14 protein-coding genes, 2 tRNA genes and 1 pseudogene are annotated in these 14,582 nt (G+C 65.7%); 9 read left to right on the plus strand and 8 right to left on the minus strand.

From position 1 onward, the window contains the following. The first annotated feature begins 50 nt into the window (after positions 1-50). The gene (locus Q0094_RS11535; RefSeq protein ID WP_297619535.1) at positions 51-608 is read left to right on the plus strand and encodes an ActR/PrrA/RegA family redox response regulator transcription factor; all 558 of its coding nucleotides are present in this window, start codon (positions 51-53) and stop codon (positions 606-608) included. Positions 609-647: 39 nt separating this feature from the next. Next, complete coding sequence (locus tag Q0094_RS11540) at positions 648-1,148, plus strand: hypothetical protein (protein ID WP_297619538.1); 501 nt, start codon at positions 648-650, stop codon at positions 1,146-1,148. A 4-nt stretch (positions 1,149-1,152) separates the two neighbouring features. Here the strand turns inward: Q0094_RS11540 and Q0094_RS11545 are convergent, their stop codons facing one another. Further along, positions 1,153-1,641 (minus strand): GNAT family N-acetyltransferase, encoded by a 489-nt coding sequence (locus Q0094_RS11545; RefSeq protein ID WP_297619540.1) that lies wholly within the window; start codon positions 1,639-1,641, stop codon positions 1,153-1,155. Continuing rightward, positions 1,641-2,237, minus strand: a complete 597-nt coding sequence (locus tag Q0094_RS11550; protein WP_297619543.1) for an HD family hydrolase — start codon at positions 2,235-2,237, stop codon at positions 1,641-1,643. The genes Q0094_RS11545 and Q0094_RS11550 overlap by 1 nt, the downstream gene beginning before the upstream one ends. Before the next feature lie 141 nt (positions 2,238-2,378). Here Q0094_RS11550 and ahcY point away from each other — a divergent pair, with 141 nt between their 5' ends. Continuing rightward, a complete protein-coding gene (gene ahcY / locus Q0094_RS11555) occupies positions 2,379-3,764 on the plus strand; it encodes an adenosylhomocysteinase (protein WP_297619546.1) in 1,386 nt (461 codons plus the stop codon). A 196-nt stretch (positions 3,765-3,960) separates the two neighbouring features. Continuing rightward, on the plus strand, positions 3,961-4,302 hold the full coding sequence (locus Q0094_RS11560) for a DUF2853 family protein (RefSeq protein WP_297619549.1): 342 nt from the start codon (positions 3,961-3,963) through the stop codon (positions 4,300-4,302). Between the two features lie 260 nt (positions 4,303-4,562). Here Q0094_RS11560 and Q0094_RS11565 read toward each other — a convergent pair whose 3' ends face one another. The 3 genes from Q0094_RS11565 to tsaD are packed head-to-tail and all read right to left on the minus strand — an operon-like array spanning position 4,563 to position 7,011. Next, positions 4,563-4,979: an EVE domain-containing protein gene (locus Q0094_RS11565; protein WP_297619578.1), complete on the minus strand. Its 417-nt coding sequence runs from the start codon at positions 4,977-4,979 to the stop codon at positions 4,563-4,565. A gap of 5 nt (positions 4,980-4,984) precedes the next feature. Continuing rightward, positions 4,985-5,929, minus strand: a complete 945-nt coding sequence (locus Q0094_RS11570; RefSeq protein WP_297619551.1) for an NAD(P)H-dependent glycerol-3-phosphate dehydrogenase — start codon at positions 5,927-5,929, stop codon at positions 4,985-4,987. Next, positions 5,926-7,011, minus strand: a complete 1,086-nt coding sequence (gene tsaD / locus Q0094_RS11575) for a tRNA (adenosine(37)-N6)-threonylcarbamoyltransferase complex transferase subunit TsaD (RefSeq protein WP_297619554.1) — start codon at positions 7,009-7,011, stop codon at positions 5,926-5,928. Before tsaD ends, Q0094_RS11570 begins: the two co-directional genes overlap by 4 nt. Positions 7,012-7,057: 46 nt before the next feature. Here tsaD and Q0094_RS11580 point away from each other — a divergent pair, with 46 nt between their 5' ends. The 4 genes from Q0094_RS11580 (at position 7,058) to Q0094_RS11595 (ending at position 10,802) form a co-directional block, all read left to right on the plus strand. Next, positions 7,058-7,783, plus strand: coding sequence for a uroporphyrinogen-III synthase (locus tag Q0094_RS11580; protein ID WP_297619557.1), 726 nt, complete (start codon positions 7,058-7,060; stop codon positions 7,781-7,783). 87 nt (positions 7,784-7,870) lie between these two features. Then, positions 7,871-9,220 carry a hypothetical protein gene (locus Q0094_RS11585; protein ID WP_297619561.1) on the plus strand — a complete coding sequence of 450 codons (1,350 nt, stop codon included), beginning with the start codon at positions 7,871-7,873 and terminating at the stop codon, positions 9,218-9,220. A gap of 13 nt (positions 9,221-9,233) precedes the next feature. Continuing rightward, the gene (locus tag Q0094_RS11590) at positions 9,234-10,685 is read left to right on the plus strand and encodes a tetratricopeptide repeat protein (protein ID WP_297619564.1); all 1,452 of its coding nucleotides are present in this window, start codon (positions 9,234-9,236) and stop codon (positions 10,683-10,685) included. 41 nt (positions 10,686-10,726) lie between these two features. After that, a tRNA-Thr gene (locus tag Q0094_RS11595) sits at positions 10,727-10,802 on the plus strand. Positions 10,803-11,064: 262 nt separating this feature from the next. On the opposite strand, the pseudogene Q0094_RS11600 reads toward Q0094_RS11595, so the two are convergent. Both Q0094_RS11600 and Q0094_RS11605 read right to left on the minus strand, forming a co-directional pair. Then, positions 11,065-11,427, minus strand: a pseudogene (locus Q0094_RS11600) (IS3 family transposase); the annotation flags it as partial. A 34-nt stretch (positions 11,428-11,461) separates the two neighbouring features. After that, positions 11,462-11,538, minus strand: a tRNA-Arg gene (locus Q0094_RS11605). Positions 11,539-11,699: 161 nt separating this feature from the next. Here Q0094_RS11605 and Q0094_RS11610 point away from each other — a divergent pair. Next, positions 11,700-12,686, plus strand: a complete 987-nt coding sequence (locus Q0094_RS11610; RefSeq protein WP_297619567.1) for a LacI family DNA-binding transcriptional regulator — start codon at positions 11,700-11,702, stop codon at positions 12,684-12,686. Positions 12,687-12,701: 15 nt separating this feature from the next. Here Q0094_RS11610 and Q0094_RS11615 read toward each other — a convergent pair whose 3' ends face one another. Then, positions 12,702-14,102: an L-serine ammonia-lyase gene (locus Q0094_RS11615; protein WP_297619569.1), complete on the minus strand. Its 1,401-nt coding sequence runs from the start codon at positions 14,100-14,102 to the stop codon at positions 12,702-12,704. Between the last annotated feature and the right edge of the window lie 480 nt (positions 14,103-14,582).

A 14,582-nucleotide genomic window follows, 5' to 3' on the forward strand; every position in this document is an offset into this window, starting at 1 on the left:
GATTGCATGTATGAACGTTGAACCTGGACAAGACCGGAAGGAGACTCCGCATGACGCAGGATCGCAGCCTCAGGGACATCGGACCTGACAAGACCCTGCTGCTTGTCGATGATGACGAGCCGTTTCTGAGGCGTCTTGAGCGCGCGATGGAAAAGCGGGGCTTCGTGGTCGAAGCCGCGGAAACCGTCGCGGCCGGCAAGGCCATCGCCATCGCCCGCCCGCCCGCCTATGCGGTGGTCGATCTGAGGCTTGAGGATGGCAACGGGTTGGATGTGGTGGAAACGCTGCGCGCCAAGCGGCCTGATTGCCGGATCGTGGTTCTGACCGGATATGGGGCAATCGCCACGGCGGTGGCCGCGGTCAAGATCGGGGCGACCGATTACCTGTCGAAGCCGGCCGACGCCAATGACATCACCGCCGCACTTCTGGCCGATGAGGAAGAAATGCCGCCGCCGCCCGAAAACCCGATGTCGGCGGACCGGGTGCGTTGGGAACATATCCAGCGGGTCTATGAATTGTGCGACCGCAATGTCAGCGAAACCGCGCGTCGGTTGAATATGCACCGCCGCACGCTGCAACGTATTCTCGCCAAGCGCAGCCCACGCTAAAGGGGCGACCGAACCTTGCGGACCGAGTTGGAGAAGTTGATGTCCCTGCGTGCCCTGATCGCTGTGTGTGCGATTGTTGTCTTTTCGGCTTGTGTGCCATCCGCGCGTGAACCGGCATCGCCCGTGCTGTCTTTGGACGGGCAAGGCATCCAGCCCGGTGTCAGCCAGTTGCGCATCGATTTCGGCCGGGCGCAGGTCGGGGTGATCGACACGGTCAGCCGCCTGTTGCGCGACACCCCCAACCAGATCGTGACCATCGCCGAATGTGGTGCGGGCCCGGTGACGGCGGCAAGCTGGTCCGATGGGCTGACGCTGAATTTTCAGGACGGCGCCTTTGTGGGATGGGTGAACGCCGATCCCGATCTGGCGGTGGCGGGTGGCTTCCGGGCGGGCATGGCACGGCTGTCGATGCCGCCGGTCAGCTTTCAGATCACCACATTGGGCACCGAATTCGGCCGGGGAGACGTGTTTGGCCTGTTGACCGAGGGCGATGGCGCGATCCGGTTGCTCTGGTCGGGCACCACCTGTTTCTTCCGCTGATCGCTCAGTCCAGATCGTAGCGTTTGCAGACCTTGTCGACCCGCATCCCGTTGGCAAGACGCTGATCGGACAGATGCCGCCAATCGCGAAAGCCGCGCGATTGGTAATAGATCAACCCGCCCGTATTGTCGGCCCGGATGGTGGCGTTGATCCAGTGATAGCCCAGATCGCGCGCGGCCTGTGCGGTTGCCGTGAACAAGGCCGATCCGATGCCCAGCCCGGTCTTGCCGCGCCGCACGAAGGTCGAGATATCGGCGGCCTCGGGGGGAAGCGCGTGATGGGGTTCGATGTATTGGAACCCCATGATCTCGACCCCGATCTCGGCCACATGGCAGGCGCTGCCCGGTGCCGTCAGAAGGGGAATGAAATCATCCGCACACACCGATTGCGTGCGCGCCGTGGTGCCACCCACAGCGATGATCTGGTTCAAAAGCTCGGCCATCTCGCGGGTGTCGAGGGGGGCTGTGCGGCGGATCACGGGGCGGGGGGCCATCACAGCGCCCCCATAAGCGCCGCGTGGCGGGCGGTAAAGGCGTCACGCACCGCCAGCGGCGGGCGCAGCACCAGCGACAACCCCGCGATCAGGCCGGGATCGGGCGCGCCGAAAAAGCGGTCGGCCTCGGGGGTGGAAAAGCCGGCAAGCTGGGTCGCCTCGAGCCATGCCGACAGCTTGTCGGCGCGTTTGATCACCGTCTTGACCGGGCCAGGCAGGACAGCAGGCAGGCCAAAACGCAGGTGGATCGCGGCGGAAAGCCGATCATCCAGCGCCCTGTAACCCGGCCCCACGGCCGCCTTGACCGGGGAAATCATGTCGCCGATCACATATTCGGGGGCATCATGCAACAGCGCCGCCAGCCGCCATCTGGGTGCCCAATCGGGTTTCAGCCGGGCGCAGATGTCTTCGACCAAAAGCGAATGTTCGGCCACCGAATAGGCGAAATCGCCGCGCGTCTGGCCATTCCAGCGCGCAACAAAGGCCAGACCATGGGCGATATCGACGATCTCGATATCCATCGGCGTGGGGTCGAGCAGATCAAGCCTGCGGCCAGATAACATGCGTTGCCAGGCGCGCGGCGGGGTCTTGGGCATGGGAAACCTCCTCGATCGTGCCGGGTGATAGCATCTTGGCGGGCGCGGGCCAGCCCCCGATTGGCCGCTTGGCATTGCCGCATGGGCGAACGGGTGCTAAGTGGCCGCAAAACTTTTGCCGTCATTCAAGGATAGACGCCTGTGACCGATTACGTTGTGAAAGACATCGCGCTGGCCGATTTCGGCCGCAAGGAACTGGATATCGCGGAAACCGAAATGCCGGGCCTGATGGCGCTGCGCCAAGAATATGGTGCGGCCAAGCCGCTCAGCGGCGCGCGGGTCGTGGGTTCACTTCACATGACGATCCAGACAGCCGTGCTGATCGAGACGCTGGTGCATCTGGGCGCCGATGTGCGCTGGGCCAGCTGCAACATCTTTTCGACCCAGGATCACGCCGCCGCCGCCATCGCCCGGGCGGGTATTCCGGTGTTCGCGATCAAGGGTCAAACCCTTGAAGACCATTGGGATTACCTTGACAAATCCTTTCAGTTCCCGGATGGGCCGAACATGATCCTCGACGATGGTGGGGATGCCACGCTCTACGTGCTTCTGGGCGCGCGCGCCGAAGCGGGCGAAGAGATCATCCCCGTCCCGCAATCGGAAGAAGAGGCCGTGATCAAGGCGCAGATCGCCAAGCGCATGGCCCAAAGCCCCGGCTGGTTCACCAAGATCAAGGCCCAGATCAAGGGCGTGTCCGAGGAAACCACCACGGGCGTGCATCGCTTGTACGAATTGCAGAAATCGGGCCAGCTTCCTTTTCCGGCGATCAACGTCAACGACAGCGTCACCAAGTCGAAATTCGACAACAAGTATGGCTGCAAGGAATCGCTGGTCGATGGCATCCGGCGGGCCACCGACACGATGATGGCGGGCAAGGTCGCGGTCGTATGCGGCTATGGCGATGTGGGCAAGGGCTCGGCTGCCAGCCTGCGCGGCGCGGGTGCGCGCGTCAAGGTGACCGAGGCCGATCCGATCTGTGCGCTGCAAGCCGCGATGGACGGGTTCGAAGTGGTGCTGCTGGAAGATGTGATGGACAGCGCCGACATCTTCATCACCACCACCGGCAACCGCGACGTGATCCGCATCGAGCACATGCGCGCGATGAAGGACATGGCGATCGTCGGCAACATCGGGCATTTTGACAACGAGATTCAGGTGGCCGCGCTGCGCAACCACAAATGGACCAACATCAAGGATCAGGTGGACCTGATCGAGATGCCTTCGGGCAGTCGCATCATCTTGCTGTCCGAGGGGCGGCTGCTCAATCTGGGCAATGCCACGGGGCACCCGTCTTTCGTGATGTCGGCGTCGTTCACCAATCAGGTGCTGGCACAGATCGAGCTGTGGACCCGCAACGCGGCCTATGAAAACAAGGTCTATGTCCTGCCCAAGGTGCTGGATGAAAAGGTCGCGCGCCTGCATCTGGCCAAGATCGGCGTCAAGCTGACACCGCTCAGCAAGGATCAGGCCGATTACATCGGCGTGGCGCAAGATGGGCCGTTCAAGCCCGAGCATTACCGCTACTGACCCGCGCCCGCCCCGAACAGGCATCAAGGGCCGCCCCGCCGGGGTGGCCCTTTTGCGTGGCGGGCTGCGGGATGGCGCATCTTGTGGGTTCTGCGGGCAACTGATCTTTTGACACGCGCCGCCCCTTGGCTAATGTCATGCGAGGCTTGGCCAGATCAGGGCAAGCCGGAACACATGTGACATGGGAGTAACGAGTATGGGCAAACGGGACGAACTGATTGCACGCTATGCCGAGGACCTGCGCAGCAAATGCGGGATGGAGCCGGATTTGGGCCTTTTGACCAAGGTCACCATCGGCTGCGGCCCGGCGATCTATGATGCGGATGCCGCAACCGTGGCCGGCACCCAGCCGGGCGAGATCGAGACGGTGAAACGCAATTTCCTGATCAAGAAACTGGGTCTGACGGACGGTCCCGATCTGGACGCCGCGATCGCATCGGTGATCGAGACCTATGGCAAATCCGAGCGCAACAAATACCGCGCCGTCGTCTATTACATGCTGACCAAGCACTTCAAAAAGGAAAGCGTCTACGGCTGACCCCCCGTCGTATCGCCACAAGGACCCGCCCCATCGGGCGGGTCCTTTGTGTTTTCGGACAATACGAGTCAAATTCGGGGGGCAATTGCTTTGCCCGCCCAGACGCCATGAGCTATGCCATTGCCATGCCTGACCAGGATGGATGGGCCCGACATATCAACACGCGGAGCGAGGTGGCGCGTGGGTGGTGGAGGGTCCTGACATGTCAGGACCCTCCTTTTCTTGGCGCAAGTCGTGTTCTCGCCCTGTGGGGTGCGCCGTCAATCCAACCCGCCCATCTTGCAGATGATCGCCCATTGCACATCCGTCACGGGCTGCACCGACAGGCGCGGGCTTTTGACCAGCGGCATGTCGGCCAGTTCAGCGCAGGCCTTGATCGCGGCCAGCGTCACCGGGCGCGGCAGGGCCCGGACCGCCCTGAGATCGACGCAGTCCCAGACGCCACCGGGCGCGGTGCTGTCGGGATGGGCGGGGGCCATGATCTCGACGATGCCCACCACGGCCTTGTCGCTTTGGGTGTGATAGAAAAAGCCGAGGTCCCCAACCGCCATCGCGCGCATGAGGTTGCGGGCCTGATAATTGCGCACGCCGACCCATTCCTCGCCCAGCGCGCCCCTGGCGCATTGCTGATCCCAGGACCAGGTGTCGGGTTCGGATTTGAACAGCCAGTGGCGCATGGCGGTCATTCCGATTTCAGCGGGCGATTGAGCAACCCATCGGCGATCGTCGCCAGATCGGCGCGACCATCGGCCAGGGCTGCCACCGCATCGGCGATGGGCGTGTCCAGATCGGGGCGGCCGGCAATCTCGCGCGCGGTGTGCAGCCCCTCGACGGTGATGTCGGCCGCAAGGCTTTCGCCGCGCGCAAGCGCCATCCCAAAGCGGAAGTTGCGCGATTTGTCGGACCCGCAGGTCAGGATCAGATCGCCCAGACCCGACAGACCGCGCAGCGTCGCCTCTTGCGCGCCCAGCGCGACAGCAAGGCGCGTCATCTCGGCCAGACCACGGGTCATCAGCGCCGCGCGCGCCGACTCGCCATAGCCCGCCCCGACGACGGCGCCCGCCGCGATGGCCACCACATTCTTGAGCGCCCCGCCCAGTTCGGCGCCCAGCACATCGGTGCTGCGGTACAGGCGCAGCATGGGGGTGGACAGCCGATCCTGCAACGCCCGCCCGGCCCTGTCATCGGCGCAGGCCAGCGTCAGCGCCGTCGGCAGACCTGCCGCGATATCGACGGCAAAGCTTGGCCCGGTCAGTTGCGCCACCGCCGCAGTGCTGTGACGCGCGATCAGCGCGCTCGGGCCAAGGCCGGTGGCCCGGTCAATCCCCTTGGCGCAGGACACCAGCATATCAGCCCCAAGCGGCGTCGTTGCCAGAAAGGCCCCAAGGCACTGCGTCGGCAGCGCCAAAAGCGCCAGATCGGCGGTCAGATCGCCCCTGTCGGCGGTCACGCGCAGCCCGGCGGGAAACGCATGGCCGGGCAGACGGCGGGTGTTTTCGCCCAGCCGCCCCATGGCCTCGGCGCCGTCACGCGCGAAAAGCGTGACCGCATGCCCGGCCTTTGCATAGGTGATGGCGAGCGCCGTGCCAAAGGCGCCCGCGCCAATGATGTCGATGCGGCCCGTCATGCCTTGGCGCCTTTCTTGCCCGATCCGATCAGCGGCGCGGCGCGGTCATCAAGCGGCCAGCGCGGACGCGCCGAAAGGGTCAGATCGTCGATCCGCCCTGCCTGAAAGGCCAAAAGCCCCGCAAAGGCGATCATCGCGGCATTGTCGGTGCACAGCGCCAGCGGCGGCGCGACAAAAGGCAGGCCCGCCTGTCGGGCCACGGCCTGAAGCCGGGCGCGCAACACGCGGTTGGCCGCCACGCCGCCCGCCACGGCAAAGCCCGAAAGCCCCGGTTCACCCGCCAGCGCGCGGGCCGACTTGACCGCCAGCACATCGGCCACCGCCGCCTGAAAGCCAGCACACAGATCGGCGCGATCTTGCTCCGACAGCCCGGATCGGGCCGCGATCAGATCGTCGCGCACGCGCAGAACGGCGGTCTTCAGGCCCGAAAAGCTCAGATCGCATCCGGGGCGGTCCAGCAGCGGTCGGGGCAGATCGAAGCGCGCAGGATCGCCCGCCTGTGCCGCCGCTTCGACCGAGGGGCCGCCGGGCTGGGGCAGACCCAACAGGCGCGCGACCTTGTCAAAGGCCTCGCCGGGGGCATCATCGATGGTGCCACCAAGGCGGCGAAAGCGGTCAGGGCCATCGACGCGCAGAAACTGGCAATGCCCGCCTGACACCAGAAGCATCAGATAGGGATAGGCCAGCCCATCGGTCAGCACCGGGGTCAGCGCGTGACCGGCCAGATGGTTCACGCCGACCAGCGGCTTGCCCAGCCCCATGGCCAGCCCCTTGGCCGCCATCACCCCCGACAAGACGCCCCCGATCAGCCCCGGCCCGGCCGTGACCGCGATGGCGTCGATGTCCGACAGGGCCAGCCCCGCACAGGCCATCGCCTGTTCGACCACCAGATCCAGCTTTTCGGCATGCGCGCGGGCCGCAATCTCCGGCACGACCCCGCCAAAGGCCGCGTGCAGGTCGGTCTGGCTGGCCACCACATTCGACAAGATATCCGCCCGCCCGCAGGCCCGCGCGCGCAAGACCGCCGCGCCGGTATCGTCGCAGCTTGATTCAAGGCCAAGGATGATCAGGGGCGCGGGCATGGGCACTCGTTGTCAGATCAGCCTGTGGCAGGTAACACTCCCCCCCATGTCTGACAATGCCACAGCCCCCGTGCCGCTTGTTGTGCTGACCCGCCCGCGTGATGCGTCAGCGCGGTTTGCAGCCGCCTTGCGCGCAGAGCTGGGCCCCGTGCTGATCGCGATCGCCCCCTTGATGGAGATCGTGCCCGGCCACATGATCCCCGATCTGGCGGGGGCGTCGGGGCTGATCTTTACCTCGGCCGCCGGGGTCGCGGTCTTTGCCGCGCAGAACACGCGGCGCGATCTGCCCGCATGGTGTGTGGGCGCGCGCACCGCGCAGGCCGCGCGCGACATCGGGCTTGTCGCGCACGCGGCCGAAGGCGATGCCGATGCGCTGGTGGCCACGATCATCGCGGCCAGACCCACGGGGCGGTTGGTGCATCTGTGCGGCACCCACAGCCGGGGCGACGTTGCCGACCGATTGTGCGCGGCGGGTCTTTGGGCCGAGGCGCAGGTGATCTATGATCAACCCGCGCTGGGCGCGACCGAGGATCTGACCACGGCGCTGGCCCACCCCGGGCCGATCATCGTGCCGCTGTTTTCCCCGCGCAGCGCAGCCCTGTTTGCAGAGGTGGCCGGTTCGGCCGATGTGATCCCCGTCGCGCTCAGCGCGGCAGTGCGCGCCGCCTTGCCCGCCGATCTGGCCGCGCGCGCGCGACAGGCCACCAGTCCCGATGCCGCTGCCATGATCCACGCGGTGGCGGCGGTGATGTCTGGCCATTCGGCGGCTTGAGGGACATGGCCGGCTGGTCTAGGTTGCTCAAGGCGCATCCGTCAGCTGCGCTGGACATGGTCGGGTGTATCTTCAAGGAACGGATCAGTGGCACGCACAAGCTCGAAAAGCTCAGGCAATACGCGCAATCGGCGCGAGGATGCCAGCCCATCCCGTGATGAGGGAACCGAGGGACCGGTCACGCCCGGGCATGACGCCGTGGCCCCGGGCGATTCGGTGGATATCGACCAGGACAGCGCTTTGGCACAGTCTGCCCCGGGTGATGTCGGCATGGAACCGCTCAAGCTTGGCGATGATCCGATCATCGACGCGGTGCCGATCGCCGAGGATACGACGCCAGACATCGCCCCAGACGACGGGCGCGCCAAAGCGCCGCCCCCTGCCCCGCCACAACCGCCCGAACCCGCCCCCTCACGCGCCGGGCTTGGCTTTTTGCCGATGGTTCTGGGCGGGCTTGTGGCAGCAGGCATCGGCTATGGCGCGGCCTATCTGGGCTGGTTGCCCAAGGGTGACAGCCCCCCGACACAGACCGCCGAGATCGCCCAGGCACTGGCGCCGCTGCAAGAACAAATCGCCGCGCTGGCCGCTGCGGCATCCGCAACGCCCCAACCCGCAGCCCCGGTCGATCTGTCGCCGGTGCTTGATCAGATCGCGGCGCTGTCAACCCGTTTGGACGCCACGACGAGCGGAATTGAAGCCCTGTCGACCCGTTTGGGCGCGCTGGAAGATCGGCCGGTTCTGACGGGCGATGCCGATGCGGATGCCATCGCAGCACTGGCCGCAGCAGATACAACCGCCGCAGCGCTCGCCGCCGAATTGGAGGCCGAGCGCGCCGCCACGGCCGCCCGCACCGCCGAACTGGAGGCCGAAGCCCGCACGGCCGCCGCGGCCGCCGCGGCCGCCATCGCCAGCGCCGAAACCGCCACCGCCCGGGCCCTTGCGCGCGCCGATGCCGAAGCAGCCCTTGGCGAGGTGCAGGCAGCCATCGCCACAGGCGCACCCTTTGTGGCGCCATTGTCGCGCATCGCCGCCGTGACCGAGGCGCCCGAGGCGCTGTCGGGCGCGGCACAGACGGGTGTGGCGACGCTGGCATCGCTGCAAGACGCCTTTCCGCCGCTGGCCCGCGCGGCCCTGCCCATCGCCCTTCAAGAAACCGCAGGTGAAGGTCTGGGCGAGCGTTTGGGCGCCTTTGTCATGGGTCAGATCGGGGGCCGGTCGGTTGCCCCCCGCGCGGGCGACGATCCCGACGCGGTCTTGAGCCGGGTCGAGGCGGCCGTTCGATCGGGCGATCTGGCCGCTGCCCTTGCGGAAATCGCCGCCCTGCCCGATGGCGCCAAGGCCATTTTGGCCCCCTGGGTCGCCGATGTCCAAGCCCGCGCCGCGGCCGAGGCGGGGCTTGCCGCCCTGACGGCCGCGCTTGGCGCTGACCGCAACTGAAGGGGGCGCCAAGATGCTGTGGTCCTTGCTGAAAGTTCTGATCTTCATCGCGCTTGTCGCCGGATTGACGTGGGGCGCGGGATATCTGCTGGAAATGGGCGATGTCGCGCTGTTGACCGTCATGGGGCGCGAATTCGTGCTCACGCCGCTGATGGCGATTTTGGCCGCGGTGGGGTTGCTGATCGCGGTCTGGCTTTTGTTCAAGCTGGTCGGGCTTTTGGTGGCGAGCTTGCGCTTTTTGAACGGGGATGAAACGGCGATCACCCGCTATGTGAACCGCCGCGCCGAACGCAAGGGATATGAGGCGCTGGCCGAAGGCATGCTGGCGCTGGCCGCGGGCGAGGGGCGTCTGGCGATCCGCAAGGCAGAGCGGGCAGAAACCTATCTGGGCCGGCCCGAACTGACCAAGCTGGTGGTCGCGCAAGGGGCCGAAATGGTGGGCGACACGGCGCTGGCCACGGCCACGTTCAAGGCGCTGGTGGCCGATGACCGCACCCGCTTTGTGGGTGTGCGCGGGCTGATGAAGCAAAAGCTGGCCGCGGGCGATACGGAAACCGCGATGAAGCTGGCCGAAAAGGCCATGGCAATCCGGCCCCGCAACGCAGAGGTGCAGACCACGCTTCTCCAGCTTCAGGCGCGCCACGAAGATTGGGCGGGTGCGCGCACCACGCTGGCTGCGGCGTTGAAATCGGGCAATCTGCCGCGCGATCTGCACAAGCGCCGCGATGCGGTTCTGGCGCTGGCCCATGCGCGCGACGCCATGGCACAAGGCAAGATCGCCGAAGCCACGCGCGACGCGGAAACCGCACAGCGTCTGGCGCCGGGGCTGGTTCCGGCGGCGGTGATGGCGGCACGTCTGGCGATTGCCGATGGCAAGGGGAAACAGGCCGACAAGATCCTCAGGGCGGCATGGGTGAACGACCCCCACCCCGATCTGGCCGCAGCCTTTGCCGAGATCGCGCCGCGCGAAACCCCGGCAGAACGGCTCAGGCGCTTTCGCCCGCTGATCGACAAGCATCCCGCCCACCCCGAGGCAAGGATGCTCGAGGCCGAGTTGCAGATGGCGGCCGAGGATTTCCCCGCCGCCCGCCGCGCGCTGGGCAATCTGGCGGAAACCGCACCCACGGCACGGGCGCTGACCATCATGGCCGCGATCGAGCGTGGCACAGGCGCCGAAGACCGTCTGGTGCGGGCGTGGCTTGTCAAGGCCGTCACGGCACCGCGGGGCATGCAATGGGTCTGCGAGGCCTGCGGCCATGTGCATGCGGAATGGCGCCCGGTCTGCACACATTGCGGCAGCTTCGATCGGCTGAGCTGGCAGGAGGTGGCGCAAAGCGACGCGGCCCTGATCGGCCCGGCGCAGATGCTGCCCCTGATCGTTGGTGCGATGGATGACAAACGCGGCCCGGCGGCGGACGACGCCGAACTGCTTGCGCCCGATACAGGGACCAAGCCCAGAAATTAGGGCTAGGAAAGCCCAGCGCGGCTTGTTATGAGCACGGCCGTGCCGATGTAGCTCAGCTGGTAGAGCAACGCATTCGTAATGCGTGGGTCGGGGGTTCGAGTCCCTTCATCGGCACCACTTTTCTCAACAAATTGCACGAAAACTAAAGAAATAGGTTGGAGCGTCAGGCTCTGATCCGCCCCGTATGTCCATCCAGAGCCTTCGTTGGGGGGCCGGTTTCGGGCGCTCAGTGGCATATGAAAACGGGCGCTGGGTAGGTGCATTTGCCCTGATCTGCCCCCCCCCCGGTTATCCCTCGTTCATGACGAAAGTCCTTGGGGGTGAAAGTGGTCGGTTTCGGGCTGGGCAAGCGCGCCGGGCGCAGGGCGATCCGCGCCCGGTTCTCGCGGCAGCCATCGTCGTTGACCGCCAGAATACGGAACTTGCGGCGGTCCCCGGACGTGTCGGACAGGACGTCGAGCGGCCACCGCTGGTTCGGGCGCAGCAGCACCGGCATTGGCGTCCGGCCGCCATGTGCCCGCTTGCGGCCACGACGGCGGCGCACCGACAGCCCTTTCGTCCGGTAAATCCGGTAGAGCTTCTTTTCGGTCATGATCATGCGCTTGCGTTCCAGCATGATGCCCACGCGCCGATAAACGAAGCGTCGTCCATCGGGCTCGAACCCATGGCGCAGAATGGCTCGCCGTCAGGGCTTTCCCAGAAAATCCTTCAACGCGACAGTGTCCAACATGGCATCGGACAGGTCCATCCCGCCATTCACACGCAGCCAACAGGCTTGGTGACCCCGACAGGATTCGAACCTGTAACCTGTCCCTTAGGAGGGGACTGCTCTATCCATTTGAGCCACGGGGCCGCTCTTGGGTCTTTTCTGATATTCTGGGCGGGCGGGCAACCGGGAACTGCGCCGGCCGCTTGCAGCCGCGACAGGAGCGACCTATCAAGGGATCAACAGCCCGCCCCCATCGCAGGATCGGCCCTTTGCGCGGACGCAACCCCTATGACGGCAAACCCCAGATGACGCTGCGCGACGTGGCCGAGGCCGCGGGCGTATCCGAAATGACGGTCAGCCGGGTGCTGCGGCAACGCGGCGATGTATCGGCCGCAACGCGTGAGCGGGTGTTTTCAGCGGCCCGCAAGCTGGGCTATGTGCCCAACAAGATCGCGGGCGCCTTGGCCTCGAACCGGGTCAATCTGGTGGGTGTGATCATTCCCTCGCTGTCGAACATGGTCTTTCCCGATGTGCTGGAGGGCATTGGCGAGGTGCTGGCCCAAACACCGCTGCAGCCGGTGGTCGGCACGTCAAAATACGATGATGATCAGGAAGAAAAGGTCATCTACGAAATGCTGAGCTGGCGCCCCTCGGGGTTGATCGTGGCGGGGCTGGAACACAGCGATGCGGCGCGCGCGATGATGGCCAATGCGGGCATTCCGGTCGTCGAGGTGATGGATGTCGATGGCGACCCCGTTGCCGCCTGTGTCGGCATCAGCCATCTGGAAGCGGGCCGCCAGATGGCGCGCGAGATCGTCGCGCGGGGCTATCGCCGCATCGGCTATTGCGGATCATCCTCGATCAAGGATCACCGGGCGCAAAAGCGGCGGCAGGGGTTTGAGGCCGGGCTGGCCGAGGCGGGGCTTAGGCTTGCCGATCTGTGCCTTTATGCCGGGGCTTCCGGCTTTGGCACGGGGCGGGCGATGTCGGCCGAAATCCTGACGCGCAGCCCCGATCTCGATTTTCTCTATTTCAACAGCGATATCAACGCGGCGGGTGGCCTGCTGTATTGTCTTGAACAGGGCCTCGATATCCCCGGCCGGATCGGGCTGGCGGGCTTCAACAGCTTCGAGGTTCTGGACGGCTTGCCGATGCGCATCGCCACGATGGACAGCCAGCGCCACGCCATTGGGCGGCGCGCCGCCGAACTGGTCGCGGCCAATGCGCTGAGCGATGCGTTGATAAGGCTTGATCCGGTGTTCTTGCCGGGCGACACGGTTCGCGCGTCGTAAGCTGCGCCGCACCCCTCAGCACTCGGGAAGGTTCACCGCCAGCCCGCCAAGGCTGGTTTCCTTGTATTTCATCGACATGTCGCGCCCGGTCTGGCGCATCGCCTCGATGCAATTGTCGAGCGGCATGAAATGCGTGCCGTCGCCGCGCAAGGCAAGGCTGGCGGCGGAAACCGCCTTGATCGCACCCAGCCCGTTGCGCTCGATGCAGGGCACCTGCACCAGACCGCCCACCGGGTCACAGGTCATGCCCAGATGATGCTCCAGCGCGATCTCGGCGGCATTCTCAACCTGTTCATTGGTGCCGCCCAAGGCCGCGCAAAGGCCAGCGGCGGCCATGGCGGCGGCCGATCCGACCTCACCCTGACAACCGACCTCGGCGCCGGAAATGCTGGCGCGGTGCTTGATCAGCCCGCCGATGGCAGCGGCCGTCATCAGGAATGTCTCGCGTCCGGCCTCGGTCGCGCCGATGCAATGGTCGCGGTAGTAGCGCAGCACCGCCGGAACCACGCCAGCCGCCCCATTGGTGGGCGAGGTCACAACCCGACCCCCGGCTGCGTTTTCCTCGTTGACCGCCATGGCATAGACCGACAGCCAGTCGGTGATCGTGTGCGGCTGTGACAGGTTCGAGCCGCGTTCGGCCACAAGCTGATCATGGATCGCCTTGGCGCGCCGCTTGACCCGCAAGCCACCGGGCAATTCGCCCTCCACCCGCAAGCCGCGATCGATGCAATCATCCATTGCGCGGCCGATGGCGTCGAGCTTTTCCTTGACCACGGCGCGCGGCGTATGGGCGGTTTCATTGGCCCATTTCATCGCGGCAATGCTTTGGCCCGAAGCGGCCCCCATCGCCAGCATCTGGGCGGCGGAGGCAAAGGGATAAGGGTGGCCGCCGGGCGCGTCAGGGGCGGCGCCTTGGCCCGCGCCGGCCAATTCGCGGGCGGTGGCAACAAAACCACCCCCGATCGAATAATAGGTCTCTTGCATGTAGAGATGCCCCGCCCCGTCATAGGCGCGCAGCACCATGCCATTGGCATGCCCCGGAAGGGCCGGGCCATAATCAAAGACCAGATCGCGCGCCGGATCAAACGCCATGGTGGGCAGACCGGGCGGATTGACCCGGCCGCTCTGGCGGATTTCGGCCTCGATCGCCTCGGCCCGGTCGGGATCAAGCGTGGCGGGCACAAACCCGACCAGCCCCAGAACCACGGCGCGGTCGGTGGCATGCCCCTTGCCGGTAAAGGCCAGCGACCCATGCAAGGTGCAGCCAAGCGCCGCAAGAATACCCGCCCCGGGTTCCTTTTCGCGCCCCCCGCGCAGATCGGCCAGAAAACGGGCGGCCGCCGTCATCGGCCCCATAGTGTGGGACGAGGACGGGCCTATGCCGATCTTGAAGATGTCGAAAACGCTGAGAAACATGGGCGTGACCCTACGCCATCGCGGGCCGTTGCCTATGCGGAAAGCGACCGGGGCCGCAAGGATTGCGACGATCCGCACGCGGGGCGCGGGTGGCGCAACAGCGCCCCCTGACGCAATTTCGCGCTTTTCTGGGCGAATTATTTGGCTTTTTGGCAAAAGAAAATGGAATTGCGCTTTGGATTTTTCATTTGTCCTGGAATGGTGATTTCAAACACTGTCATTTCCGAAATTTCAGGCGTTTTTATAGGCCGGATTATGGGTTCTCAGAGCCGGACAGGACATGCCGCATCCCCCCTGGGGCATGCGAAAATCAGGGTCAGGTCACAGTCGGACAAAACGGAGCAATCGATGCAGCGATTACCACTTGGACCACGATGTCCCGATGCGATCCGGACCGTCCGGTTTGACCCGGCACCGCAACGCCGGCCAAGGCGGACACACAATAGAAAAGGGGCGGGCTTTCGCCCACCCCGATCCTGT

The organism is uncultured Roseicyclus sp. (assembly GCF_937892565.1).
Classification (GTDB): domain Bacteria; phylum Pseudomonadota; class Alphaproteobacteria; order Rhodobacterales; family Rhodobacteraceae; genus Roseicyclus.

Bases quoted from the DNA above. Each gene is read 5' to 3' on its own strand.
- Q0094_RS11535 (WP_297619535.1), top strand. From the start codon at position 51: ATGACGCAGGATCGCAGCCTCAGGGACATCGGACCTGACAAGACCCTG.
- Q0094_RS11540 (WP_297619538.1), top strand. From the start codon at position 648: ATGTCCCTGCGTGCCCTGATCGCTGTGTGTGCGATTGTTGTCTTTTCG.
- Q0094_RS11545 (WP_297619540.1), bottom strand. From the start codon at position 1,641: ATGGCCCCCCGCCCCGTGATCCGCCGCACAGCCCCCCTCGACACCCGC.
- Q0094_RS11550 (WP_297619543.1), bottom strand. From the start codon at position 2,237: ATGCCCAAGACCCCGCCGCGCGCCTGGCAACGCATGTTATCTGGCCGC.
- Q0094_RS11560 (WP_297619549.1), top strand. From the start codon at position 3,961: ATGGGCAAACGGGACGAACTGATTGCACGCTATGCCGAGGACCTGCGC.
- Q0094_RS11565 (WP_297619578.1), bottom strand. From the start codon at position 4,979: ATGCGCCACTGGCTGTTCAAATCCGAACCCGACACCTGGTCCTGGGAT.
- Q0094_RS11570 (WP_297619551.1), bottom strand. From the start codon at position 5,929: ATGACGGGCCGCATCGACATCATTGGCGCGGGCGCCTTTGGCACGGCG.
- tsaD (WP_297619554.1), bottom strand. From the start codon at position 7,011: ATGCCCGCGCCCCTGATCATCCTTGGCCTTGAATCAAGCTGCGACGAT.
- Q0094_RS11580 (WP_297619557.1), top strand. From the start codon at position 7,058: ATGTCTGACAATGCCACAGCCCCCGTGCCGCTTGTTGTGCTGACCCGC.
- Q0094_RS11590 (WP_297619564.1), top strand. From the start codon at position 9,234: ATGCTGTGGTCCTTGCTGAAAGTTCTGATCTTCATCGCGCTTGTCGCC.
- Q0094_RS11610 (WP_297619567.1), top strand. From the start codon at position 11,700: ATGACGCTGCGCGACGTGGCCGAGGCCGCGGGCGTATCCGAAATGACG.
- Q0094_RS11615 (WP_297619569.1), bottom strand. From the start codon at position 14,102: ATGTTTCTCAGCGTTTTCGACATCTTCAAGATCGGCATAGGCCCGTCC.